The organism is Kurthia sp. ISK08 (assembly GCF_046159805.1).
Classification (GTDB): Bacteria; Bacillota; Bacilli; order Bacillales_A; family Planococcaceae; genus Kurthia; species Kurthia gibsonii.
This window is the reverse complement of sequence record NZ_JBJXHL010000007.1, coordinates 135,957-161,518: the sequence shown is the minus strand read 5'-3', so window position 1 is coordinate 161,518 and position 25,562 is coordinate 135,957. Positions and strand designations below refer to the sequence as shown.

Annotated in this window: 33 protein-coding genes and 1 other annotated feature; all 33 genes read right to left on the bottom strand. The window is 39.6% G+C overall.

Annotated elements, in window-relative coordinates:
- Positions 1–15: 15 nt before the first annotated feature.
- Complete coding sequence (gene rpmD / locus ACKVQX_RS13000) at positions 16–198, bottom strand: 50S ribosomal protein L30 (RefSeq protein WP_068450158.1); 183 nt, start codon at positions 196–198, stop codon at positions 16–18.
- Between the two features lie 15 nt (positions 199–213).
- On the bottom strand, positions 214–717 hold the full coding sequence (rpsE, locus tag ACKVQX_RS12995; protein WP_068450156.1) for a 30S ribosomal protein S5: 504 nt from the start codon (positions 715–717) through the stop codon (positions 214–216).
- A gap of 21 nt (positions 718–738) precedes the next feature.
- Entirely contained in the window at positions 739–1,098 is a 360-nt protein-coding gene (gene rplR, locus ACKVQX_RS12990; protein WP_068450154.1) for a 50S ribosomal protein L18, read from the bottom strand.
- Between the two features lie 33 nt (positions 1,099–1,131).
- On the bottom strand, positions 1,132–1,671 hold the full coding sequence (rplF, locus tag ACKVQX_RS12985) for a 50S ribosomal protein L6 (RefSeq protein WP_068450152.1): 540 nt from the start codon (positions 1,669–1,671) through the stop codon (positions 1,132–1,134).
- Positions 1,672–1,703: 32 nt separating this feature from the next.
- Positions 1,704–2,102 carry a 30S ribosomal protein S8 gene (gene rpsH, locus ACKVQX_RS12980; RefSeq protein WP_068450150.1) on the bottom strand — a complete coding sequence of 133 codons (399 nt, stop codon included), beginning with the start codon at positions 2,100–2,102 and terminating at the stop codon, positions 1,704–1,706.
- Positions 2,103–2,132: 30 nt separating this feature from the next.
- Positions 2,133–2,318, bottom strand: a complete 186-nt coding sequence (locus ACKVQX_RS12975; RefSeq protein ID WP_068450148.1) for a type Z 30S ribosomal protein S14 — start codon at positions 2,316–2,318, stop codon at positions 2,133–2,135.
- Between the two features lie 16 nt (positions 2,319–2,334).
- On the bottom strand, positions 2,335–2,874 hold the full coding sequence (rplE, locus tag ACKVQX_RS12970; RefSeq protein ID WP_068450146.1) for a 50S ribosomal protein L5: 540 nt from the start codon (positions 2,872–2,874) through the stop codon (positions 2,335–2,337).
- A gap of 24 nt (positions 2,875–2,898) precedes the next feature.
- The gene (rplX, locus tag ACKVQX_RS12965) at positions 2,899–3,207 is read right to left on the bottom strand and encodes a 50S ribosomal protein L24 (protein ID WP_068450144.1); all 309 of its coding nucleotides are present in this window, start codon (positions 3,205–3,207) and stop codon (positions 2,899–2,901) included.
- Positions 3,208–3,241: 34 nt separating this feature from the next.
- The gene (gene rplN, locus ACKVQX_RS12960) at positions 3,242–3,610 is read right to left on the bottom strand and encodes a 50S ribosomal protein L14 (protein ID WP_068450143.1); all 369 of its coding nucleotides are present in this window, start codon (positions 3,608–3,610) and stop codon (positions 3,242–3,244) included.
- Between the two features lie 39 nt (positions 3,611–3,649).
- Positions 3,650–3,913, bottom strand: coding sequence for a 30S ribosomal protein S17 (gene rpsQ / locus ACKVQX_RS12955; protein WP_068450141.1), 264 nt, complete (start codon positions 3,911–3,913; stop codon positions 3,650–3,652).
- A gap of 22 nt (positions 3,914–3,935) precedes the next feature.
- The gene (rpmC, locus tag ACKVQX_RS12950) at positions 3,936–4,133 is read right to left on the bottom strand and encodes a 50S ribosomal protein L29 (RefSeq protein ID WP_068450139.1); all 198 of its coding nucleotides are present in this window, start codon (positions 4,131–4,133) and stop codon (positions 3,936–3,938) included.
- Positions 4,123–4,557, bottom strand: a complete 435-nt coding sequence (rplP, locus tag ACKVQX_RS12945) for a 50S ribosomal protein L16 (RefSeq protein ID WP_068450137.1) — start codon at positions 4,555–4,557, stop codon at positions 4,123–4,125. The genes rpmC and rplP overlap by 11 nt, the downstream gene beginning before the upstream one ends.
- 2 nt (positions 4,558–4,559) lie before the next feature.
- On the bottom strand, positions 4,560–5,216 hold the full coding sequence (rpsC, locus tag ACKVQX_RS12940) for a 30S ribosomal protein S3 (RefSeq protein WP_068450135.1): 657 nt from the start codon (positions 5,214–5,216) through the stop codon (positions 4,560–4,562).
- 3 nt (positions 5,217–5,219) lie between these two features.
- Positions 5,220–5,564, bottom strand: a complete 345-nt coding sequence (gene rplV / locus ACKVQX_RS12935; protein WP_068450132.1) for a 50S ribosomal protein L22 — start codon at positions 5,562–5,564, stop codon at positions 5,220–5,222.
- Between the two features lie 22 nt (positions 5,565–5,586).
- Entirely contained in the window at positions 5,587–5,868 is a 282-nt protein-coding gene (gene rpsS / locus ACKVQX_RS12930; protein WP_068450130.1) for a 30S ribosomal protein S19, read from the bottom strand.
- Positions 5,869–5,928: 60 nt separating this feature from the next.
- Entirely contained in the window at positions 5,929–6,759 is an 831-nt protein-coding gene (rplB, locus tag ACKVQX_RS12925) for a 50S ribosomal protein L2 (protein ID WP_068450128.1), read from the bottom strand.
- Between the two features lie 33 nt (positions 6,760–6,792).
- Entirely contained in the window at positions 6,793–7,071 is a 279-nt protein-coding gene (rplW, locus tag ACKVQX_RS12920; protein WP_068450125.1) for a 50S ribosomal protein L23, read from the bottom strand.
- Positions 7,071–7,694 (bottom strand): 50S ribosomal protein L4, encoded by a 624-nt coding sequence (gene rplD / locus ACKVQX_RS12915; protein WP_068450123.1) that lies wholly within the window; start codon positions 7,692–7,694, stop codon positions 7,071–7,073. Before rplD ends, rplW begins: the two co-directional genes overlap by 1 nt.
- Before the next feature lie 26 nt (positions 7,695–7,720).
- On the bottom strand, positions 7,721–8,350 hold the full coding sequence (rplC, locus tag ACKVQX_RS12910; protein WP_068450120.1) for a 50S ribosomal protein L3: 630 nt from the start codon (positions 8,348–8,350) through the stop codon (positions 7,721–7,723).
- 48 nt (positions 8,351–8,398) lie between these two features.
- The gene (gene rpsJ / locus ACKVQX_RS12905; protein WP_029500598.1) at positions 8,399–8,707 is read right to left on the bottom strand and encodes a 30S ribosomal protein S10; all 309 of its coding nucleotides are present in this window, start codon (positions 8,705–8,707) and stop codon (positions 8,399–8,401) included.
- A gap of 385 nt (positions 8,708–9,092) precedes the next feature.
- Entirely contained in the window at positions 9,093–10,280 is a 1,188-nt protein-coding gene (gene tuf / locus ACKVQX_RS12900; RefSeq protein WP_068450118.1) for an elongation factor Tu, read from the bottom strand.
- 142 nt (positions 10,281–10,422) lie between these two features.
- Positions 10,423–12,504: an elongation factor G gene (gene fusA / locus ACKVQX_RS12895; RefSeq protein ID WP_121176051.1), complete on the bottom strand. Its 2,082-nt coding sequence runs from the start codon at positions 12,502–12,504 to the stop codon at positions 10,423–10,425.
- A 42-nt stretch (positions 12,505–12,546) separates the two neighbouring features.
- A complete protein-coding gene (rpsG, locus tag ACKVQX_RS12890; RefSeq protein WP_066790941.1) occupies positions 12,547–13,017 on the bottom strand; it encodes a 30S ribosomal protein S7 in 471 nt (156 codons plus the stop codon).
- 37 nt (positions 13,018–13,054) lie between these two features.
- Positions 13,055–13,474, bottom strand: coding sequence for a 30S ribosomal protein S12 (rpsL, locus tag ACKVQX_RS12885; RefSeq protein WP_068450113.1), 420 nt, complete (start codon positions 13,472–13,474; stop codon positions 13,055–13,057).
- A gap of 448 nt (positions 13,475–13,922) precedes the next feature.
- The gene (gene rpoC, locus ACKVQX_RS12880; RefSeq protein WP_325943733.1) at positions 13,923–17,522 is read right to left on the bottom strand and encodes a DNA-directed RNA polymerase subunit beta'; all 3,600 of its coding nucleotides are present in this window, start codon (positions 17,520–17,522) and stop codon (positions 13,923–13,925) included.
- A gap of 128 nt (positions 17,523–17,650) precedes the next feature.
- Positions 17,651–21,211, bottom strand: a complete 3,561-nt coding sequence (rpoB, locus tag ACKVQX_RS12875) for a DNA-directed RNA polymerase subunit beta (RefSeq protein ID WP_068450108.1) — start codon at positions 21,209–21,211, stop codon at positions 17,651–17,653.
- A 245-nt stretch (positions 21,212–21,456) separates the two neighbouring features.
- Positions 21,457–22,056, bottom strand: coding sequence for a class I SAM-dependent methyltransferase (locus tag ACKVQX_RS12870; protein WP_068450106.1), 600 nt, complete (start codon positions 22,054–22,056; stop codon positions 21,457–21,459).
- An 82-nt stretch (positions 22,057–22,138) separates the two neighbouring features.
- Complete coding sequence (rplL, locus tag ACKVQX_RS12865) at positions 22,139–22,498, bottom strand: 50S ribosomal protein L7/L12 (RefSeq protein WP_087681983.1); 360 nt, start codon at positions 22,496–22,498, stop codon at positions 22,139–22,141.
- 76 nt (positions 22,499–22,574) lie between these two features.
- On the bottom strand, positions 22,575–23,075 hold the full coding sequence (gene rplJ, locus ACKVQX_RS12860) for a 50S ribosomal protein L10 (protein WP_068450102.1): 501 nt from the start codon (positions 23,073–23,075) through the stop codon (positions 22,575–22,577).
- A 34-nt stretch (positions 23,076–23,109) separates the two neighbouring features.
- Positions 23,110–23,258, bottom strand: a sequence feature (ribosomal protein L10 leader region).
- A 46-nt stretch (positions 23,259–23,304) separates the two neighbouring features.
- Positions 23,305–24,000 (bottom strand): 50S ribosomal protein L1, encoded by a 696-nt coding sequence (gene rplA / locus ACKVQX_RS12855; protein WP_068450100.1) that lies wholly within the window; start codon positions 23,998–24,000, stop codon positions 23,305–23,307.
- A gap of 124 nt (positions 24,001–24,124) precedes the next feature.
- On the bottom strand, positions 24,125–24,550 hold the full coding sequence (gene rplK / locus ACKVQX_RS12850) for a 50S ribosomal protein L11 (RefSeq protein ID WP_068450098.1): 426 nt from the start codon (positions 24,548–24,550) through the stop codon (positions 24,125–24,127).
- 167 nt (positions 24,551–24,717) lie between these two features.
- Positions 24,718–25,251 carry a transcription termination/antitermination protein NusG gene (gene nusG / locus ACKVQX_RS12845; RefSeq protein ID WP_068450096.1) on the bottom strand — a complete coding sequence of 178 codons (534 nt, stop codon included), beginning with the start codon at positions 25,249–25,251 and terminating at the stop codon, positions 24,718–24,720.
- A 97-nt stretch (positions 25,252–25,348) separates the two neighbouring features.
- Positions 25,349–25,534, bottom strand: a complete 186-nt coding sequence (secE, locus tag ACKVQX_RS12840; RefSeq protein ID WP_068450094.1) for a preprotein translocase subunit SecE — start codon at positions 25,532–25,534, stop codon at positions 25,349–25,351.
- Positions 25,535–25,562 lie beyond the last annotated feature (28 nt).

The following is a 25,562-nucleotide window of genomic DNA, read 5'->3' as shown; positions in this document are numbered from 1 at the left end:
ATATAGAATAATGTATTATTTTTCAATAACAGTTACTAAGTGAGCAACTTTTGCAATCGCACCGCGAACAGCAACGTTATCGTTGTGTTCAACAGTTTGATTCATTTTGCGTAAACCTAGAGCTTGTGCAGTTGCACGTTGACCTGGTTTAGCGCCAATTAGGCTTTTTGTTAGGGTAACTTCTAATTTGTTTGCCATAGTCATTTCCCTCCCTTAACCTAATAACTCTTCTACTGATTTACCACGAAGTTTTGCAACTTCTTCAGCGTGTTTAAGTTCTGTTAAACCTTTAATAGTCGCACGTACCATGTTGATTGGTGTGTTTGAACCTAAAGATTTTGAAAGAATGTCCGTAATACCAGCTAACTCTAATACAGCACGCACTGGACCACCAGCGATAACTCCTGTACCAGGAGCAGCAGGTTTGATCATGATGTTTCCTGCACCGAATTTACCAATTACTAAATGAGGTGTAGTACCACCAACACGTGGAACTTCCACTAGGTTTTTCTTCGCATCTTCAACAGCTTTACGAATAGCATCAGGTACTTCTTGAGCTTTACCTGTACCAAAACCAACATGGCCATTGCGGTCTCCTACTACTACTAATGCAGTAAAACGGAAACGACGTCCACCTTTAACAACTTTAGCTACGCGGTTGATTGTAACAACGCGTTCTTCAAGTTCTAGTTTGTTTGCGTCAATAATGTGACCCATGAAATGTGTACCTCCTTCTTATTAAAATTCTAAACCGTTTTCGCGAGCAGCTTCAGCTAAAGCTTTTACGCGTCCGTGGTATAAGTAACCGCCGCGGTCAAATACAACAGCTTTGATGTTTTTTTCTGCAGCTTTTTTAGCGATAGTTTCACCAATTTTAGATGCAGCTTCTACGTTCCCTGCAGAACCTTCGAAACCTTTATCCATTGTTGAAGCTGAAACTAATGTTACGCCTTGAGAATCGTCGATGATTTGAGCGTAAATGTTTTTATTAGAACGGTACACGTTTAAACGAGGACGTTGTGTAGTACCAGAAATTTTTGAACGTACGCGTGCATGACGTTTTTTACGAACTTGATTCTTATCTTGTTTCGTAATCACAAAAGGTCACTCCTTTCTAATGCTTATGCAGCATTATTTACCTGTTTTACCTTCTTTACGACGAACGTATTCGCCTTCGTAACGGATCCCTTTACCTTTGTAAGGCTCTGGAGGACGAACGTCACGGATGTTAGATGCAAGAGCACCAACTTTTTCTTTTGAAATACCTTTAACGATAACTTTTGTGTTAGAAGGTACTTCAACTTCAACACCGTCTTCTGGTGTAAACTCAACTGGGTGAGAATAACCAACGTTAAGTACTAGTTTTTTGCCTTGTAATTGAGCACGGTAACCTACACCGATTAATTCTAATGATTTAGAGAATCCTTCAGATACACCAGTTACCATGTTAGCAAGTAACGCACGAGTTGTACCGTGGTTAGTACGGTGCTCTTTAGATTCAGAAGGACGAGTGATTGTAATCACGTTACCTTCTTGTTCGATTTTCATATCTTTGTGGAAAGAACGAACTAATTCGCCTTTTGGACCTTTAACAGTTGCTACGTTGTTTGCATCTACTGATACAGTAACACCTGCAGGTACCTCGATTGGTTTTTTACCTACGCGAGACATTTAATGTTGCACCTCCATTCATTTGTTGCTTATTACCAAACGTATGCTAAAACTTCGCCGCCAACTTTTTGAGCGCGAGCTTCTTTATCTGTTAATAAACCGTTTGAAGTAGAAACTAAAGCGATCCCTAGACCGTTTAATACTTTAGGTAATTCTTCAGTTTTAGCGTAAACGCGTAAACCCGGTTTAGAAATACGTTTTAAACCTGTAATAACACGTTCGTTATTTTGACCGTATTTTAAGAAGATACGGATAATTCCTTGTTTGTCATCTTCAACATACTCTACATCACGTACAAAACCTTCACGCTTTAAAATTTCAGCGATCTCTTTTTTGATATTAGAAGCTGGAAGCTCTAATTTTTCGTGACGAACCATGTTCGCGTTACGTACGCGAGTTAGCATGTCAGCGATTGGATCTGTCATTGTCATTACATTTACCTCCTTCCCAATATTAGGGGATTACCAGCTGGCTTTTTTCACGCCAGGAATTTGTCCCTTGTAAGCAAGTTCTCGGAAACAAATACGGCAAAGTTTAAATTTGCGGTATACAGAGTGTGGACGGCCACAGCGTTCACAGCGAGTATATTCTTGTACTTTGAATTTAGAACCGCGTTGTTGCTTGATGATCATAGATTTTTTTGCCACGATCTCGCCTCCCTTATTATTTTTGGAATGGCATACCGAATTGTGTTAACAACTCGCGAGCTTCTTCGTCAGAGTTCGCAGTAGTAACGATAACGATATCCATACCGCGTACTTTTGATACTTTATCATAGTCGATTTCTGGGAAAATTAATTGTTCCTTCACACCAAGAGTGTAGTTACCGCGACCGTCGAATGCTTTTTTAGAAACACCGTGGAAGTCACGTACACGTGGTAATGAAACAGCGATTAATTTATCTAAGAAGTCATACATACGCTCTCCACGTAATGTAACTTTTGCACCGATTGGCATACCTTCACGTAGACGGAAGCCAGCGATTGATTTTTTCGCTTTTGTGATAACTGGTTTTTGACCAGTGATTAAAGCTAATTCTTCAACAGCAGAGTCAAGAACTTTAGAGTTTTGAACAGCGTCACCAACACCCATGTTAACAACGATTTTCTCAACTTTTGGTACTTGCATTACTGATGTATATTCAAATTTGCTCATTAGAGCAGATGATACTTCATTTACAAATTTGTCTTTTAGGCGGCTCATTTGTATACCTCCTCTCTATTACTATTAGTCGATTACTTTACCTGATTTTTTTGAAACACGAACTTTTTTGCCATCTTCCATTTTGTAACCTACGCGAGTCGGCTCGCCAGTTTTCGGATCGATTAACATTACGTTCGATACGTGAATTGCAGCTTCTTGGCTTACAATTCCACCTTGTGGATTTAGTTGGTTAGGCTTAACGTGTTTTTTAACGATGTTAACACCTTCAACTAAAACGCGATCTTTTTTCGGGAATGCAGATAGGATAACGCCTTCTTTGCCTTTATCTTTACCTGTAATCACTTTTACTTTATCGCCTTTTTTAACGTGCATTTGTCGCACCTCCTTGATGGCTACTTTCATGTAATTAAAGAACTTCCGGAGCTAATGAAACGATTTTCATGTAGTTGCTATCACGTAGTTCACGAGCAACTGGTCCGAAAATACGAGTTCCACGTGGTGACTTGTCATCACGGATGATTACGCATGCGTTCTCATCGAATTTGATGTAAGTACCGTCTTTACGACGTGCACCGCTCTTAGTACGAACGATTACAGCTTTAACTACTTCGCCTTTCTTGACAACGCCACCTGGTGTTGCTTTCTTAACTGTACAAACAATAACATCACCGATATTAGCAGTTTTACGGCCAGAACCACCAAGTACTTTAATTGTAAGTACTTCTTTAGCACCTGAGTTGTCGGCAACTTTCAAACGACTTTCTTGTTGAATCACTTAGGTTACCTCCCTTCGGATCGAGTGTTCCGAAATTATTTAGATAATAACCGCTTTTTCTACAACTTCAACTAAACGGAAACGTTTAGTAGCTGATAGCGGACGAGTTTCCATAATGCGTACGATATCTCCAACTTTTGCTGTGTTGTTTTCATCATGCGCTTTGAACTTTTTAGAGTATTTTACACGTTTACCGTAAAGTGAGTGTTTCTTGTATGTTTCAACGACTACTGTGATCGTTTTATCCATTTTGTCAGAAACAACACGGCCTGTGTAAACTTTGCGTTGGTTACGCTCAGACATGCTTGCAAACCTCCTTTATCAGTTAATTAGCACTGATTTCTCTTTGACGAATAACAGTTTTCATACGAGCGATAGTTTTACGTACCTCACGAATGCGAGCTGTGTTTTCTAATTGACCAGTCGCTAATTGGAAGCGAAGGTTGAAAAGCTCTTCTTTCAGTGATTTTACTTGATCTTCAATTTCAACACTTGTAAGTTCACGAATTTCATTAGCTTTCATTAGATTCACCACCAATTTCTTCACGTTTAACAACTTTACACTTAACAGGTAACTTATGAGATGCTAAGCGAAGTGCTTCACGAGCGACTTCTTCCGAAACCCCACCGATTTCAAACATTACACGGCCTGGTTTTACAACTGCTACCCAACCTTCAGGAGCACCTTTACCAGAACCCATACGTACTTCTAGAGGCTTTTTAGTGTAAGGTTTGTGTGGGAAGATGTTAATCCATACTTTACCACCACGTTTTGTATAACGTGTCATTGCAATACGGGCTGCTTCAATTTGACGGTTAGTGATCCAGCTAGCTGATTGAGCTTGTAAACCGAATTCACCGAATGTTACTGTAGTACCGCCTTTTGCTTGGCCACGCATTTTACCACGGTGTACACGACGGTATTTAACGCGTTTTGGCAATAACATAATTATTTGCCTCCTTCCACAGAGTTCTTCTTAGTTGGAAGTACTTCTCCACGGTAGATCCATACTTTAACACCTAACTTACCATAAGTAGTGTCAGCTTCAGCGTGAGCATAATCGATGTCAGCGCGAAGTGTATGAAGTGGAACAGTTCCTTCACTGTAGTGCTCAGCACGAGCGATATCAGCGCCACCTAGACGACCAGATACTTGAGTTTTGATACCTTTAGCACCTGCACGCATAGTGCGTTGAATTGTTTGTTTTTGTGCACGACGGAATGATACACGGTTTTCTAATTGGCGAGCGATGTTCTCAGCAACTAGTTTTGCATCAAGATCTGCACGTTTGATTTCAACGATGTTGATGTGTACGCGTTTGCCAGTCATAGCGTTAAGGTTTTTACGAAGTGCTTCAACTTCAGTACCACCCTTACCGATAACCATACCTGGTTTCGCTGTACTAATTGTAATGTTAATTCTGTTAGCAGCACGTTCAATTTCTACTTTAGAAACTGATGCTTCTTTTAAAGTTTTTTCAATGTAATTACGTACTTTGATATCTTCGTGAAGTAATGTTGCGTAGTCTTTCTCAGCGTACCAGCGAGATTCCCAATCACGAATGACACCTACACGTAAACCTATTGGATGTACTTTTTGACCCACGTATTATCCCTCCTTCTTCTCAGATACCACTAGAGTAATGTGGCTTGTACGTTTGTTGATCGCACTTGCACGACCTTGTGCGCGTGGACGGAAACGTTTTAATGTTGGACCTTCGTCTACGAATACTTCAGAAACGATTAGGCTGTTTACATCTAAATCATAGTTGTGCTCTGCATTAGCGATTGCTGAGTTTAAAACTTTCTCTACTACAGGAGAAGCTGCTTTAGGAGTATGTTTTAAAATAGCGATTGCTTCGCCAACTTGCTTGCCTCTAATTAAGTCTACTACTAGACGTACCTTACGAGGAGCAATGCGAACTGTGCGAGCGATTGCTTTAGCTTGTTGCATTAGGATTAACCTCCCCTCTTAATTAGCGTACTGATGTTCTCTTATCATCTGCACCGTGACCTTTATAAGTACGTGTTGGTGCGAATTCGCCAAGTTTATGACCTACCATATCTTCAGTCACGTATACAGGCACATGTTTGCGTCCATCATATACTGCGATTGTTAATCCGATAAAGTTCGGGAAGATTGTAGAGCGGCGAGACCAAGTTTTAATAACTTGCTTTTTTTCTGAATCTTGTTGAGCTTCAACCTTAGTCATTAAGTGAGCGTCAACAAAAGGTCCTTTTTTCAAGCTACGACCCATTTTGGAACCTCCCTCCGTGATTCCACCACGGTTCGACCATTGAACCGTAGTTTAACCACTTTATTTTTTACGACGACGAATAATAAGCTTGTCAGATTTTGCTTTTTTGTTACGAGTTTTGTAACCAAGTGCTGGTTTACCCCATGGAGTCATTGGTGACTTACGTCCAACTGGAGCTTTACCTTCACCACCACCGTGTGGGTGATCGTTAGGGTTCATTACAGAACCACGTACAGTTGGGCGTTTACCCATCCAACGTTTACGTCCAGCTTTACCAATGTGGATAAGTTCGTGTTGTTCGTTACCTACAGCACCGATTGTAGCGCGGCATGTAGCAAGAATCATACGTACTTCACCAGATTGTAAGCGTACAATTACATACTTACCTTCTTTACCAAGTACTTGAGCTGAAGTACCTGCAGAACGTACTAATTGTCCACCTTTACCAGGTTTCATTTCGATATTGTGGATTGTTGTACCCATTGGGATATTTGTTAATGGTAACGCGTTACCAACTTTAATATCAACATCTGGACCTGAAACAACTTCCATACCTACTTTAAGACCTTTTGGTGCTAAGATATAGCGTTTTTCACCATCAGCATAGTTAATTAATGCGATGTTAGCAGATCGGTTTGGATCATACTCAATAGTAGCGACTTTACCTGGGATACCGTCTTTGATACGTTTGAAATCAATGATACGGTATTGGCGTTTATGTCCACCACCATTATGACGAACAGTGATTTTACCCTGGTTGTTACGACCAGCTTTGCGTTTTGTAGACTCTAATAATGATTTTTCTGGCTTATTAGTAGTGATTTCAGCAAAGTCCGATGAAGTCATGTTACGACGTCCATTAGTGGTAGGTTTATACTTTTTAATCGCCATGTGTTTTCCCTCCTTTAAAAATGTCTATTCGAATTACATTTCGAATAATTCGATTTCGCCTTCAGCTAGTGTTACAACAGCTTTACGACGTTTGTTTGTTAAACCAGTGTAGCGGCCAACGCGTTTCTTTTTACCTTTGTAGTTCATGATGTTTACTTTCTCAACTTTAACTCCAAAGATTGTTTCAACAGCGTTTTTCACTTCTGTTTTGTTGGCACGAGTGTCAACTTCGAAAGTGTATTTTTGTTCTGCCATTTGTTCTGAAGAAAGCTCAGTAATGACAGGACGTTTTAAAATGTCACGTGCTTCCATTAACCAAGCACCTCCTCAATTTTTTCTACAGCAGATTTAGTCATTACAACTTGGTTATGACCAACTAGGTCAAGAACGTTGATGCCTTCAGCTGTTAATACTGTTACACCTGGAATATTACGAGCAGCAAGTGCTACGTTTTCTTCCACATCAGCAGTTACGAATAAAGCTTTAGATTCGATTTTAAGATCTGAAAGAACTTGTACGAAATCTTTAGTTTTAGGTGCTGCTAATGTTAATGCGTCTAATACTACTAATTCAGTATCTGCAACTTTTGCTGATAATACTGATTTAAGAGCTAAACGACGAACTTTTTTAGGAAGTTTGTATGCATAGCTACGTGGTGTTGGACCGAATACGATACCACCGCCGCGCCATTGTGGAGAACGGATTGAACCTTGGCGAGCACGACCAGTACCCTTTTGACGCCATGGTTTACGACCACCACCTGCAACTTCAGAACGATTTTTTACTTTGTGTGTACCTTGACGTAGTGAAGCGCGTTGAGCGATTACTGCATCAAATACAACTGATTCATTTGGTTCGATTCCGAAGATCGCATCGTTTAATTCGATTTCGCCTACAGAAGAACCTGTTTGACTAAGTACATTAACTTTTGTCATTCCTGTTTCCTCCTTTCTTCGGAAAATTAGTTACCTTTAATAGCAGATTTAACTGTTACTAATGATTTTTTAGAACCAGGAACATTACCTTTTACTAAAATAAGGTTACGTTCAGCATCCACTTTAACGATTGTTAAGTTTTGGATTGTTACTACTGTACCACCCATTTGACCAGGTAATTTCTTTTGTTTGAACACGCGGTTCGGAGCAACTGGACCCATTGAACCAGGACGACGGTGGTAACGAGAACCATGTGACATAGGTCCACGAGATTGTCCGTGGCGTTTGATAACACCTTGGAAACCTTTACCTTTAGTAACACCTGTTACATCTACTACATCGCCTTCTGCGAAACTATCAACTTTGACTTCTTGACCAATTTCGTACTCAGCTAAGTTTGCATTGCGAATTTCGCGAATGAAGCGCTTAGGAGCAGTGTTTGCTTTAGCTACGTGCCCTTGTTCAGGCTTGTTAGAAAGCTTTGCACGCTTATCTTCGAAACCTAATTGAATTGCTTCGTAACCATCAGTATCAACTGTTTTCTTTTGAAGAACTACGTTTGGAGTAGCTTCGATTACAGTTACTGGAATTAGATCGCCATTCTCTGCAAAAACTTGCGTCATACCGATTTTTCTACCTAAGATTCCTTTAGTCATTTAGTCGCACCTCCTGTAAGATTTAAAATATTATTTTTATTTTTACCATTAAAGTTTGATTTCAATATCAACGCCAGATGGTAAATCAAGTTTCATTAACGCATCAACAGTTTGTGGTGTTGGGTTAACGATATCGATCAGACGTTTATGTGTACGCATTTCGAATTGTTCACGAGAATCTTTGTACTTATGAACCGCACGTAAGATAGTGTAAACTGATTTTTCAGTTGGTAGTGGAATCGGACCTGATACACCAGCACCTGAACGTTTAGCAGTTTCAACAATTTTCTCAGCCGATTGATCAAGAATTCTGTGATCATATGCTTTTAAACGGATACGAATCTTTTGTTTTGCCATTATTTTCCCTCCCTTTTCGCCTATTTCCTAGACAATTCTCCACGAAAATTTTCCGAGCACTCGCCATGGCAATGCGGCCGGGTGTGTCGGTAACCTCTCGCTTCATCGCAGTCAAAGACCAACATTCAATATTATACATAATAATATCGCAATGTGCAAGTCGTTTCAGGAAAATATTTTATATGTAACTCGTTTCCCTTATTTCTTCACGTGTTCGGTCTTTACAACGCTTTATAGTATATAAAATTATGAACTCAATTTCAATTGTTAACTGTATATTTTTAAAAAATCTTTTGATCTTATTTAACAATAGCTAAAAGAAAAACCCAAGGAGTGCGCACTCCTTGGGTTTTATTACAGTTATAACATTCTTCAATAGAAGAAATTATTTTTGGATTGAAGCTACAACGCCAGCGCCTACTGTACGGCCACCTTCACGGATTGAGAACTTAGTACCATCTTCGATAGCGATTGGGTGAATTAATTCAACGTCCATTTCAACGTTATCGCCAGGCATTACCATTTCAACGCCTTCTGGAAGAGTGATAACACCAGTTACATCAGTTGTACGGAAGTAGAACTGAGGACGGTAGTTAGAGAAGAATGGAGTGTGACGTCCACCCTCTTCTTTTGATAATACATAAACTTCAGCTTTGAAGTTTGTGTGTGGAGTGATTGAACCTGGTTTAGCTAATACTTGACCACGTTGGATATCTTCACGAGAAACACCACGTAATAAAGCACCGATGTTATCGCCAGCTTCAGCGTAATCTAATAATTTACGGAACATTTCAACACCAGTTACAGTTGTTTGAGCAGTTTCTTCAGCGATACCTACGATATCGATTACGTCGCCGACTTTAACTTGACCACGTTCAACACGGCCAGTTGCAACTGTACCACGACCTGTGATAGAGAATACATCCTCTACAGGCATCATGAATGGTTTGTCAGTTTGACGTTCTGGAGTTGGGATGTAAGAATCAACAGCGTCCATTAATTCAACGATTGCTTCTTCCCATTTTTCTTCGCCTTCTAAAGCTTTAAGAGCAGAACCTTTGATTACAGGAACATCGTCGCCTGGGAAATCGTATTCTGATAATAAGTCACGAACTTCCATTTCAACTAATTCTAGTAATTCTTCGTCGTCTACCATATCGCATTTGTTTAAGAATACAACTAGGTATGGAACACCTACTTGACGAGATAAAAGGATGTGTTCACGAGTTTGTGGCATTGGACCATCAGCAGCAGATACTACTAAGATACCGCCGTCCATTTGTGCAGCACCAGTGATCATGTTTTTAACATAGTCAGCGTGTCCTGGGCAGTCAACGTGAGCGTAGTGACGTTTTTCAGTTTCGTACTCGATGTGAGAAGTGTTGATTGTGATACCGCGCTCTTTTTCTTCTGGAGCGTTATCGATTTGATCGTAAGATTTAGCTTCTCCACCCATTTTTTTAGAAAGAACTGTAGCGATTGCAGCAGTTAATGTAGTTTTACCATGGTCAACGTGTCCGATTGTACCAATGTTAGCATGTGTTTTAGAACGGTCGAATTTTTCTTTAGCCATTTTAAATGTGCCTCCTAGGGTTTGTAATTTAGTTTATAGTCATAATTTATTGAAGGGGCAGGGCCCTACCCCATAATAAATCATAGCTTACATAGTTATTTATACTTGATAACAGTAGAAAATTCAATTAAAAATAATTGAATTATTCACCTTTGTGTTTCTTGATGATTTCTTCAGAAACTGATTTTGGTACTTCTTCGTAGTGGTCAAATACCATTGAGAATGTACCGCGACCTTGTGTAGCTGAACGTAAAGTTGTTGCATAACCAAACATTTCAGCAAGTGGAACCATTGCACGAACAACTTGTGCGTTACCGCGAGCTTCCATACCCTCAACGCGTCCGCGACGAGCAGTAATGTTACCCATGATATCACCAAGATATTCTTCTGGCATTACAACTTCTACTTTCATAACTGGTTCTAAAAGAACTGGGTTACAAGCAGTTGCTGCTTTTTTAACTGCAAGAGATGCAGCCACTTTGAAGGCCATTTCGTTTGAATCGACATCATGGTAAGAACCATCGTATAACTTAGCTTTAACGTCGATTAGTGGGAATCCAGCTAATACACCGTTTGCTAATGAGTCTCTTAAACCAGCTTCGATTGCAGGGATGTATTCACGTGGAACAACACCACCAACGATTGCGTTTTCGAATTCGAAACCTTTACCTTCTTCATTTGGAGTGAACTCAACCCATACGTCACCGTATTGACCGCGACCACCTGATTGACGAGTGAATTTACCTTGAACTTGAGCTGATGAACGGAAAGTTTCACGGTAAGAAACTTGTGGAGCACCAACGTTAGCTTCAACGCGGAATTCACGCTTCATACGATCAACTAAGATATCTAAGTGAAGTTCACCCATACCAGAGATGATTGTTTGTCCTGTTTCAGGATCAGTATGTGCACGGAAAGTTGGATCTTCTTCTTGAAGTTTTTGTAAAGCTTGACCCATTTTATCTTGGTCAGCTTTTGATTTTGGTTCTACAGAAAGTGAGATTACTGGCTCAGGGAATTCCATAGACTCAAGAATTACTAAAGCTTTTTCATCACATAAAGTATCACCAGTAGTTGTAACTTTTAAACCTACAGCTGCTGCGATATCGCCTGCGTAAACGCGTTCGATTTCTTCACGTGAGTTAGCGTGCATTTGTAGGATACGACCTACACGTTCACGCTTACCTTTAGATGAGTTTTGCACGTAAGAACCTGATTCTAAGATACCAGAGTACACACGGAAGAAAGTTAATTTACCAACATAAGGGTCAGTCATAACTTTGAACGCTAGTGCAGCGAATGGCTCTTCATCAGATGAATGACGTACGATTTCTTCGTCGCCGTCAACAGATGTACCAGTAATAGCAGCTACGTCTGTTGGAGCTGGTAAGTAGTCAATTACTGCATCAAGCATTAATTGAACACCTTTGTTTTTGAACGCTGTACCACATACTACTGGGTAGAATTCAACAGATAGAGTCGCTTTACGGATACCCGCTTTTAACTCTTCTTTTGTAATTTCTTCACCTGCGAAGTATTTTTCCATTAGCTCTTCGTCTAATTCAGCAACAGCTTCGATTAATTTTTCGCGGTATTCTTCAGCTTGAGCTTTGTATTCCTCAGGAATTTCTTTCACTTCAGCATTAGAACCGTCGTCACCTTCTTTGTAGAAAGTAGCGTTCATTTCTACAAGGTCGATGATTGCGTGGAACTCATCTTCAGAACCGATTGGTAACTGAATTGGGTGAGCGTTTGCTTCTAAACGTTCTTTAAGAGTTCCTACAGAGTATAGGAAGTTTGCACCGATTTTATCCATTTTGTTAATGAATACGATACGTGGTACACCGTATGTTGTAGCTTGACGCCATACAGTTTCAGTTTGTGGCTCTACACCTGATTGAGCATCAAGTACAGTTACAGCACCATCAAGTACACGAAGAGAACGTTCAACTTCTACAGTGAAGTCTACGTGTCCTGGTGTATCAATGATGTTTACGCGGTGGCCTTTCCATTGAGCTGTTGTCGCAGCAGAAGTGATTGTGATACCACGTTCTTGCTCTTGCTCCATCCAGTCCATTTGAGAAGCACCTTCGTGAGTTTCACCGATTTTGTGAATCTTACCAGTGTAATAAAGGATACGCTCTGTAGTTGTTGTTTTACCAGCATCGATGTGAGCCATGATTCCGATATTACGAGTGTTCTCTAGTGAGAATTCTCTAGTCATGCGGTATTTCTCCTTCCATAATGGATTAAGATATTTTTAATATTACCAACGGTAGTGAGCGAACGCTTTGTTTGCTTCTGCCATTTTGTGCATATCTTCGCGTTTTTTAACTGACGCACCAGTGTTGTTAGAAGCGTCTAAAATTTCGTTAGCAAGACGTTCTTCCATTGTTTTTTCGCCACGAAGACGAGAGTAGTTTACTAGGTAACGAAGACCAAGAGTTGTACGACGTTCTGGACGTACTTCTACTGGTACTTGGTAGTTAGCACCACCAACACGACGAGCGCGTACTTCAAGTACAGGCATTACGTTGTTAAGTGCAGCATCAAATACTTCTAGTGGATCTTGACCTGAGCGTTCTTTTACTAATTCGAAAGCTCCGTATAAGATTTTTTGAGAAGTACCTCTTTTACCATCTACCATCATTTTATTGATTAAACGAGTTACTAGTTTTGAATTATAAATTGGATCTGGTAACACGTCACGTTTGGAAACAGGACCTTTACGAGGCATGTGTTTTCCTCCTTTCAGCTATATAGCTCAATGTAAATTATTTTTTCTCTTTAGGTTTTTTAGCACCGTATAATGAACGTGATTGCATACGTCCTTGTACAGCAGCAGTATCAAGCGCACCACGTACGATGTGGTAACGAACACCAGGTAAATCCTTTACGCGTCCGCCACGGATAAGAACAACACTGTGCTCTTGTAAGTTGTGACCTTCACCAGGGATATAAGCGTTAACTTCGATTTGGTTAGTTAAACGCACACGAGCGTACTTACGTAACGCTGAGTTAGGTTTTTTAGGTGTCATTGTACCAACACGTGTACAAACACCACGTTTTTGTGGTGAGTTAACGTTTGTTAACGCTTTGTCAAAGCTGTTATAGCCTTTGTTTAGTGCTGGTGAGTTTGATTTCTTACTTTTGGATTGACGAGGCTTACGTACTAATTGGTTAATTGTAGGCATCGATTCTTCCTCCTCTCATTGATTGTGTTTTAAATCCACACATCCAGGTGGTTCATTTTAGGGTAAAAAACAAAGCTTTCGCATGATCAGTGCAAAAACTACCATCAATACTAATATCGCTTGCCACATGTTCAAATAATAAAATTCTCTACTAGCTTAGCTGCCAGTTCAAATGCAACGGGAACACCAATATATGTGCTACTAGTCGCACCGCATGCGTGGCCATTCGATCGTATACATTTAGAGGTTCATTATCCTCATACATGACCAACAAATATTAACTATTGTTCGTTTTAAACCAGACTGTTGATTTTTCCGTGAGAAAATTTTCATATCCTCCGAAATGATAGACAGACAACTATCAACCTAAAATATATTATCATTCTCGAAACAACGTGTCAACCCAAAATAAAAAATCGAGGGAGAAATCTCCCTCGATTTTCATCAGTTATTCAGCAGAAACTGTTTCTTCTGATTTTTGCTCGTCTTCACCAGCAATTTGGATTTGACGGTAGCGTTGCATACCTGTACCAGCAGGAATCAACTTACCAAGGATAACGTTCTCTTTAAGTCCTAATAACTCATCGCGTTTTCCTTTGATTGCAGCATCTGTAAGAACACGAGTTGTTTCTTGGAATGATGCAGCAGATAAGAATGATTCTGTTTCAAGTGATGCTTTTGTAATACCAAGAATCACTGGTGTACATGTAGCAGGTAGTTTACCTTCTTTAAGAACAGTTTTATTTGCATCATAGAATTGGTGAACATCTAGAAGTGAACCAGGTAATAAATCAGTATCACCAGCTTCGATTACGCGTACTTTGCGTAGCATTTGACGAACCATTACTTCAATGTGTTTATCGCCAATTTCTACCCCTTGCATACGGTAAACTTTTTGTACTTCTTTTAATAGATATTCTTCTACAGTTGAAACATCTGTTACTTTGATTAATTGTTTTGGATCAATTGAACCCTCTGTTAATACTTGACCATGAACAACTTCATCGTTTACTTGTACTTTTAAACGTGCATTGTATGGTGCTAAATATTTACGTGATTCAATTGGGCTTGTTACTGTAATTTCTTTTTGACCTTCACGAATTTCCTCAATATCAGAAACAACACCAGTGATTTCACTGATTACTGCTTGACCTTTTGGATTACGTGCTTCAAAAATCTCTTGGATACGAGGAAGACCTTGTGTGATATCGGCACCGGCAACCCCACCAGTATGGAATGTACGCATTGTTAACTGTGTACCTGGTTCACCGATTGATTGAGCTGCGATTGTACCAACCGCTTCACCCACTTCAACTTTATCTCCTGTAGCTAAGTTCATACCGTAACATTTTTTACATACGCCGTGACGTGTGTTACATGTAAATGCAGAACGAATTGTAACTTCTTCGATTCCAGCATCAATAATTACGCGAGCTAACTCTTGCGTAATTAATTCGTTACGCGCAACGATTACTTCTTCTGTTTCTGGGTGACGAATTGTTTTCTTCGCATAACGACCGATAATACGCTCGTCTAATGCTTCGATAATTTCAGAACCCTCTTTTAATGAAGTAATTGTTAAACCACGGTCAGTACCGCAATCATCTTCACGTACGATTACATCTTGCGCTACGTCAACTAGACGACGAGTAAGGTAACCTGAATCGGCTGTTTTAAGTGCTGTATCGGCAAGACCTTTACGCGCACCATGAGTCGAGATGAAGTACTCTAATACTGTTAAACCTTCACGGAATGATGATTTGATTGGTAACTCGATGATACGACCAGATGGGTTTGCCATCAGACCACGCATACCAGCTAACTGTGTAAAGTTAGATGCGTTACCACGGGCACCAGAGTCACTCATCATGAAGATTGGGTTTTCAGCTGGTAAAGATTTCATCAGACGTGCTTGAATTTCGTCTTTTGCAGCACCCCAGAATGAAATAACGCGATCATAACGCTCTTCTTCTGTGATTAAACCACGACGGAATTGTTTTTGTACTTTATCTACTTGTTCTTGCGCATGATGTAAAATTTCACCTTTGTCTGGTAATACGATGATATCTGAGATACCGATTGAAATACCCGCTTTAGTAGAATATTTGAAACCTAAGTCTTTCATACGGTCTAACATAACAGATGTTTCTGTAATATGATAACGTGCAAAGACTTCCGCAATAACATTACCTAAGAATTTCTTTGTAAATGGTTTTACTACGTCTGTATTTTCGAAGTATTCTTTTACATTTGTATTCGTTGGTAAGAAGAAGTGATCTGGTGTTTCTAATAAGTTATCATTTGATGGTTCATTAATGAACGGGAAGTTCTCATCAAGAATTTCGTTGAAAATAATTTTACCAACAGTTGTAACTAATAGTTTACCATTCTGTTCTTCTGTAAATGTTTTATTATTTAAAGATGATGCTTTAATTGCTACACGTGTATGCAGATGTACTTCAGTGTTTTGGTAAGCTACCATTACTTCTTCAGCATCTGTAAATACTGTACCTTCACCAGGTGCACCTTTACGTTCTAAAGTTAGGTAGTAGTTACCTAATACCATATCTTGAGAAGGCGTTACAACTGGCTTACCATCTTTAGGGTTCAAGATGTTTTGAGCAGCTAACATTAATAGACGAGCTTCTGCTTGCGCTTCTGCTGAAAGTGGTACATGGACCGCCATTTGGTCACCGTCGAAGTCAGCATTGTAAGCTGTACATACTAATGGATGAAGACGAATCGCTTTACCTTCAATTAATGTTGGTTCGAATGCTTGGATACCTAAACGGTGAAGCGTTGGCGCTCGGTTTAGTAATACTGGGTGCTCGCGAATGATTTCTTCTAAAACATCCCATACATCTTCATGCATACGTTCAATTTTACGTTTTGCAGATTTAATGTTGTGCGCTAAACCACGCTCAACTAATTCTTTCATTAGGAAAGGTTTGAATAGCTCGATTGCCATACCTTTTGGTAAACCACATTGGTACATTTTTAAAGATGGACCAACTACGATTACTGAACGACCAGAGTAGTCAACACGTTTACCAAGTAAGTTTTGACGGAAACGACCTTGTTTACCTTTTAACATATGTGAAAGTGATTTTAATGGACGGTTACCAGGACCTGTAACAGGACGGCCACGACGACCATTATCGATTAATGCATCTACCGCTTCTTGTAACATACGTTTTTCGTTTTGTACGATGATGCCAGGAGCACCAAGGTCTAATAAACGTTTTAAACGGTTGTTACGGTTGATTACACGACGATATAAATCGTTTAAATCTGAAGTCGCAAAACGACCACCATCAAGTTGTACCATTGGACGTAATTCTGGTGGAATTACAGGTAGTACATCTAAAATCATCCATTCAGGACGGTTACCTGAGTGACGGAACGATTCAACTACTTCAAGACGTTTAATCGCACGTGTACGGCGTTGACCTTGAGCAGTTTTTAATTCTTCTTTTAACATTTCTGTTTCTTTATCAAGATCGATTTCACGTAAAAGGTCTTTAATCGCTTCAGCACCCATTGATGCTTTGAATGTTGAACCGAACTTTTCACGATAAGCACGATACTCTTTTTCAGAAAGTAATTGTTTTTTCTCTAAAGGTGTATCAGCTGAATCGATTACTACGTAAGAAGCAAAGTAGATAACTTCTTCTAGTGCACGAGGTGACATGTCTAAAATTAGACCCATACGAGATGGAATACCTTTAAAGTACCAAATGTGTGATACAGATGCTGCTAATTCGATGTGACCCATACGTTCACGACGAACTTTAGCACGTGTTACTTCTACGCCACAACGGTCACAAACTACGCCTTTATAACGAACGCGTTTGTATTTACCACAATGACATTCCCAGTCCTTTGTAGGTCCGAAAATACGCTCACAGAATAAACCATCTTTTTCTGGTTTTAGTGTGCGGTAGTTGATTGTTTCAGGTTTTTTTACTTCTCCATAAGACCATGAGCGGATTTTATCTGGTGAAGCTAAACCGATTTTCATATACTCAAAATTATTAACGTCTATCAAGGAGCCTACCTCCCTTTATTCTGAAGTCTATTTGACTTATAAATTAGCTCGACGATTGATTTTTATAGATAAATTGGAATTAGGACAAGCCCAAAAAGAGCCTGTCCATCTTCCACAAAAATACTCGATTAATCTTCTTGTACAGTCGCTGATGCTTCTGCATTTTCATCATTTGGAAGAATGTTTAATGCGTTATTTGATGTGTTTTCTTCTTCATCATCTAAGTCGCGTAGTTCAATTTCTTCGTCATTGATGTTTAACATTTTCACATCTAAACCTAAAGATTGTAACTCTTTAATTAATACTTTGAATGATTCTGGAACGCCTGGTTCTGGAACCGGATCGCCTTTTACGATTGCTTCGTATGTTTTCACACGACCAACAACGTCATCTGATTTAACAGTTAAGATTTCTTGAAGTGTGTGCGCAGCACCATATGCTTCAAGAGCCCAAACTTCCATCTCACCAAAACGTTGTCCACCGAATTGCGCTTTACCACCAAGTGGTTGTTGCGTAACAAGTGAGTAAGGTCCTGTTGAACGTGCGTGAAGTTTATCGTCAACCATGTGCGCAAGTTTGATCATGTACATAACCCCAACTGATACGCGGTTGTCTAATGGTTCACCTGAGCGACCATCATAAAGAACTGTTTTACCATCACGGTTCATACCAGCTTCTTCCATCACTTTCCATACATCTTCATCTGACGCACCATCGAATACTGGTGTAGCCATGTGAACACCTAAGTAACGAGCAGCCATACCTAAATGAAGCTCTAATACTTGTCCGATATTCATACGAGATGGTACCCCAAGTGGGTTAAGCATGATATCGACTGGTGTACCGTCTGGTAAGAATGGCATATCTTCTTCTGGAAGGATACGCGAGATAACCCCTTTGTTACCATGTCGTCCAGCCATTTTGTCACCAACGCGAATTTTACGTTTTTGAACAATGTAAACACGAACTAATTGGTTAACACCTGGAGATAATTCGTCGCCATCTTCACGGTTGAAGACTTTAACATCAAGTACGATACCACCGGCACCATGTGGTACACGAAGTGATGTATCACGTACTTCACGTGCTTTTTCACCGAAGATTGCATGTAATAGACGTTCTTCAGCAGTTAATTCTGTTACACCTTTTGGCGTTACTTTACCTACTAAAATATCACCGTCATTTACTTCAGCACCGATACGAATAATACCACGTTCGTCAAGGTTACGAAGTGCTTCTTCTCCGACATTTGGAATGTCACGAGTGATTTCTTCAGGCCCTAGCTTTGTATCACGTGCTTCTGATTCATATTCTTCGATATGAACTGAAGTGTATACATCTTCTTTAACTAGGCGTTCATTCATGATGACAGCATCCTCATAGTTATAACCATTCCAAGTCATGAAGGCTACAACTACGTTACGACCTAATGCAAGTTCACCTTTTTCCATTGATGGACCGTCAGCAAGAATATCGCGTGGTTTTACGCGCTCGCCTACGCTCACAAGTGGACGTTGGTTATAACTTGTACCTTGGTTTGAACGAACGAATTTTTGTAGTTTATATTTAGTTAAATCTCCTTGAACCTCTTTACCGTCTACAACTTCAATACGGCGTACGTGGATTGAACGAGCTTCTACATGTTCTACAATACCAGCATATTTCGCTACTACTGCAGCACCAGAATCACGTGCATCTACGTGTTCCATACCAGTTCCAACGAATGGAGCTTCAGGGTTTAATAAAGGAACAGCTTGTCGTTGCATGTTGGCACCCATTAGAGCACGGTTTGAGTCATCGTTTTCTAAGAATGGGATACATGCTGTCGCAGCAGATACTACTTGTTTAGGAGATACGTCCATGTAGTCAATTGTTTCACGCTTGAAAACAGAGTTATCTCCACGGAAACGACCTACCACTTCACTCTCTACGAATGTACCATCTGGATTTAATGGTGAGTTCGCTTGAGCTACTACATAGTTATCTTCCTCATCTGCTGTTAAGTAATCGATATGCGCAGTTACAGCACCTGTTTCAGGATCGACACGACGATATGGCGTTTCGATGAAACCAAATGGATTAACTTTTGCATAAGAAGATAGTGAGTTGATTAAACCAATGTTCGGTCCCTCAGGAGTTTCAATCGGACACATACGGCCATAGTGAGAATAGTGAACGTCACGTACTTCAAAGCCAGCACGTTCACGTGTTAAACCACCAGGTCCTAATGCAGATAGACGACGTTTGTGCGTTAATTCTGCAAGTGGGTTTGTTTGGTCCATGAATTGAGATAATTGAGAACTACCAAAGAATTCTTTAATAGACGCAATTACTGGACGAATATTGATTAATTGTTGTGGCACGATTGATTCAGTATCATTGATTGACATACGTTCACGTACAACACGTTCCATACGAGATAAACCGATACGGAATTGGTTTTGCAGTAACTCACCTACAGAACGTAGGCGACGGTTACCTAAGTGATCGATATCATCTGTATCACCGATACCATATAATAAATTAAAGAAATAAGATACTGAAGCAACAACATCTGCTGGTGTTAAGTGTTTTACTTCATCATCAACATATGCATTACTAATAACTTTAATTTCTTTTTGAGCTTCGTCATTCGGCGCGAAGATTTTTACTTCTTGTACTAATACGTCGCCTTCGATTACGCCACCCACTTTAGAAAGTGTTTTGAAACCAACACCATTCTCAAGGTTTGGAATAATTTTGTCTAGGACACGACGATCAATTAATGTGCCTTTTTCAACTAAAATTTCGCCTGTTTCTGGATCTACCAGTGTTTCAGCGATTGTTTGGTTGAATAAACGATTTTTAATGTGAAGCTTTTTGTTCATTTTATAACGACCTACAGCTGCTAAATCATAGCGTTTTGGGTCGAAGAAACGAGAATACAATAAGTTTTTCGCACTTTCTACTGTTGGTGGTTCACCAGGACGTAGACGCTCATAAATTTCTAGAAGCGCTTTTTCTGTGCTTTCTGTATTATCTTTTTCTAATGTATTACGCAAGTACTCGTTATCACCGATTAAATCGATGATTTCTTGGTCTGAAGCGAAACCTAATGCACGTAAAAGTACTGTTACTGGTAATTTACGTGTACGGTCGATACGAACATGTACTACATCTTTCGCATCTGTTTCATATTCAAGCCATGCACCACGGTTAGGAATCACTGTAGCTCCGAAACCTTTTTTACCGTTTTTATCAGTTTTATCGTGGTAGTATACACTTGGTGATCTTACTAATTGGGAAACGATAACGCGTTCTGCACCGTTAATAATGAAAGTACCTGTTTCAGTCATTAATGGGAAATCACCCATGAATACTTCTTGTTCTTTCACGTCTCCAGTTTCTTTGTTATGCAAACGTACTTTCACACGCAATGGCGCGGCAAAAGTTGCGTCGCGTTGTTTACATTCATCGACATCATATTTTGGTTCCCCAAGACTGTAATCGACAAACTCTAGTGATAAATTCCCTGTGAAGTCTTCAATCGGTGAAATATCGCGGAACATTTCACGTAATCCTTCTTCTAGGAACCACTCGTTAGATGCGGTTTGAATCTCAATAAGATTCGGAAGTTCCAGCACCTCTTTAATACGCGCGAAGCTTCTACGCTGGCGGTGTTGTCCGTACTGAACTAGTTGACCTGTCAACTCATTCACCCCTCATAAAGCGATAATAGGTCTTTCAAAATCTTTACACATCGTGTATGATTTGAAAGACAAAAAAGAAAACGAGTTCATATAATTTAGAGCTCATTCTCGTTTAACCAAACTTAAAAAATTGCTGACTTTTTACCTTGAACGATAAAAAGACATACCTATGCAATTTAAATATTTTTGCATTTTCTTATAATATCATAGCCAATTTGTCAAGTCAATCTTTTATTGTTGACAAATTATTTAACAGCTCTGATAATCCAATAACCTTTGACCTTATCAACAACTTCTACCAAACGGAACTTTTCAGCTAAATGATCCATCGTCGAAGGGGCTCCTTGCTTCTTTTGAATTACAATCCACAGCTCGCCTTCTTCTCTTAGCACATCATACGCTTGGTCGTAAAAACGAAAAATCGTTTTCTTTCCTGCGCGGATTGGCGGGTTTGTCAAAACAGCAGCGACTTGATCTGTTTTCACAGATGAAAGTGCGTCACTCTCATAAATCTGCACATTTTGTACTCCGTTATTTTCCGCATTTCTCTCAGCTAAACTTAATGCCCGATCATTCACGTCCATCATATGAACTGTGCGATCCGGATAACTTTTAGCAATCGACAACCCTATCGGCCCATAACCACAACCTACATCTAAAATATCTCCAGAAACACTCGGTAATTCAAAGCAGTCGATTAACACACGGGATCCAAAATCTACTTCGCTTTTACTAAACACGCCTGCGTCAGTTTCAAAAGAAAATGTAAAACCTCTTAATGTGAAATTCCACTTTCTTGGTTTGCTTTCTACATGCGGGTTTTTTGAATAATAATGTTCTGACATATTTCGCCCTCCTTCACATAAAATGAAGAAAAGCTCGTCAATAAGTATATTGACGAGCTTTTGTTAATCAATAGAAAATTAATTACTTAACTTCTACGTTTGCGCCAACTTCTTCAAGTTTAGCTTTGATTTCTTCAGCTTCTTCTTTAGATACGCCTTCTTTAAGAGCTTTAGGAGCGTTATCTACAACTTCTTTAGCTTCTTTAAGACCTAAACCAGTGATTTCACGAACCACTTTGATTACTTTAATTTTAGATTCACCAGCAGATGCTAATACAACATCAAATTCTGTTTTCTCTTCAGCAGCACCAGCAGCGCCACCAGCAACAGCTACAGGAGCTGCAGCAGTTACACCGAATTCTTCTTCGATTGCTTTTACTAAGTCATTTAATTCTAAAACTGTCATCTCTTTGATTGCAGCTAAGATTTGTTCTTGGTTCATTATGAGTTCCTCCTATTTGGAATCTAATTTTTTATTTTTTTGTGCATATTACTATGCGATGAAGATCAACTTGCTATTAAGCGCCTTGTTCTTCTTTTTGGTCTGCAACAGCTTTTGTTGCAAGCGCGAAGTTGCGCATTGGTGCTTGTAGAACTGATAAAAGCATAGATAATAGACCTTCGCGTGATGGAAGTTCTGCAAGTGCTTTGATTTCTTCAGCAGAAGCCACAGCGCCTTCGATTAAACCAGCTTTAATTTCAAGTTGTTCGTTTTCTTTCGCGAAGTTGTTGATAATACGGGCTGGAGCGATTACATCTTCAGTTGAGAATGCAATAGCGTTAGGGCCTGTTAATGCAGAATTTAAATCAGCATGACCAACTTCTTCAGTAGCACGGCGAACTAAAGTATTTTTGTATACTTTGAATTCAACACCAGCTTCGCGTAATTGTTTACGTAATTCAGTTACTTGTGCAACTGTAAGACCACGGTAGTCAACTACTACTACTGACGCTGCGCTTTTGAATTTCTCAGCGATTTCTTGAACAACAGTTTGTTTCATTTCAACTGCTTTGCTCATGATTGGACACCTCCTATAAGAATGGGTCACTTATACCGACAAAAGAAAAGCCCCTCATCAATAAAATAGAGAGGGGCGGAAATTCATCATCATTAAAGAGTCTGAGTTCCTTTGCCCTCGGTAGGATCATTAAGTAGTCAATTAAGCTACCCCTACTGTCTATGGTACAAATGGATAATTCACAACGTTGTCTATTTTAACAATAGAACAGTACATTGTCAATGTGAAATTATTTTGCTAAAGAAAGAGAGTCAATTTTGATTGATGGTCCCATTGTAGTTGTTACGTGAACAGACTTCATGTAAACACCTTTAGCAGTTGCAGGTTTAGCTTTTGTAATTACATCAACGATTGTTTGGATGTTTTCAGCTAATTTGTCAGCTTCGAATGAAACTTTACCTACTGGTGCGTGTACGATACCAGCTTTGTCAGCACGGTATTCAACTTTACCAGCTTTGATTTCGTTAACAGCTTTAGTTACGTCGAAAGTAACTGTACCTGTTTTAGGGTTTGGCATTAAACCTTTAGGTCCTAATACACGACCAAGTTTACCAACTTCACCCATCATGTCTGGAGTCGCAACGATTACGTCGAAATCGAACCAGCCACCTTGGATTTTTTGGATGTACTCAGCATCGCCTACGTAGTCAGCGCCAGCAGCTTCTGCTTCTTTGATTTTTTCACCTTTAGCGAATACTAAAACTTTTTGAGTTTTACCAGTACCGTTTGGTAGTACTACTGCACCACGGATTTGTTGGTCGTTTTTACGAGTATCGATGTTTAAGTTGAAAGCAACTTCTACAGTTGCATCAAAGTTTACAGCGCTTGTGCTTTTTGCTAACTCAGCAGCTTCTGCTACTGTGTATAGTTTATTTTTATCTACTAGCTTAGCAGCTTCTTGTAGTTTTTTACCTTTTTTAGCCATTATAATTTCCTCCTTGATTGTGGTTGTAGCGGAATAAACCTCCCACGAATAAAGGCTGCGAGTTTCAATCTTGTGAAACTGTCGCAACCTCCAAAAAACAAAACTTCTCTATCAAGTAATGGGATTAGTCTTCGATGACAATACCCATGCTACGTGCAGTACCTTCTACCATTAACATAGCAGCTTCTACAGAACCTGCGTTTAAGTCTGGCATTTTTGTTTCAGCGATTTCGCGAACTTTATCGCGTTTCACTGTAGCTACTTTAACACGGTTTGGTTCACCTGAACCTGATTTAATACCAGCTGCTACTTTAAGTAACACTGCTGCCGGCGGAGTTTTTGTAATGAATGTGAATGAACGATCCTCAAATACAGAAATCTCTACTGGAATGATTAAACCTGCTTGGTCTTGTGTACGAGCATTGAATTCTTTACAGAATCCCATGATGTTAACACCTGCTTGACCTAGTGCAGGACCTACTGGTGGAGCTGGATTTGCTTTACCAGCTTCAATTTGAAGTTTTACAACTTTTACAACTTTTTTAGCCACGAGACACACCTCCTTAAGTCCGTGATGTGGTCAAAGGGTTTCCCCTCCCACTCAATATCTGTCTGTCGGCTTATTCCGATAACATTAAAAATTACGGTAGTCATACATTACAGTCTGACCTTTGAAATGATAACACTTTTATGTTTTTGTGGCAAGTTCAAAAGTGATTAAACTTTTAAAACTTGTGCAAAATCTAGTTCCATAACCGTTTCACGGCCGAACATATCAACATTTACTTTAATTTTTTGTTTATCAGCATCAATTTCTTCAACCACACCTTGGAAGTGTGCGAAAGGTCCTTCTTTCACTTCTACTAAGTCGCCTACTGCGAAATCTAGTTCTACAGTTGGTGAGTTCGCTTCCATTTGCGCAAGGATGACTTCCACTTCTTCTGGTAATAATGGAGTTGGCTTAACACCGCCACCTGATGAACCGATAAATCCTGTTACACCTGGTGTATTACGTACTACATACCAAGCATCGTCTGTCATAATTAACTCGACAAGAACGTAACCTGGGAATGTTTTACGCATATATGTTTTTTTCTTACCATCTTTTACTTCTGTTTCTTGTTCTTCTGGGATGATTACGCGGAAAATTTTATCCGACATTCCCATTGTTTCGATACGTTTTTCGAGATTTAACTTTACTTTATTCTCGTAACCTGAATACGTATGAACAACATACCAATTCTTCTCCATAATTGTCTGGACGCGTGGTCCATTCCCTCCTTTTTTAAGGCAAATGAAAAAACCCGTACACATTACGGGCTCTTTCACAAATCATAACATTTTTCGTCTATAAATCCAAATACATACGGAATAATTTTGAGATTCCTAAGTCCACTAGCATAAAGAATACTGCCATAAAGATTAATGTAGAAATTACAACAAGTGTATATTTACTAAGCTCTTTACGTTTCGGCCAGCTTGTTTTTCGCATCTCAGATAGGACGTTTTTGAAAAACTGCTTTAACTTTGCCATCTAACCTAACCTCCGAATAAATCTTATA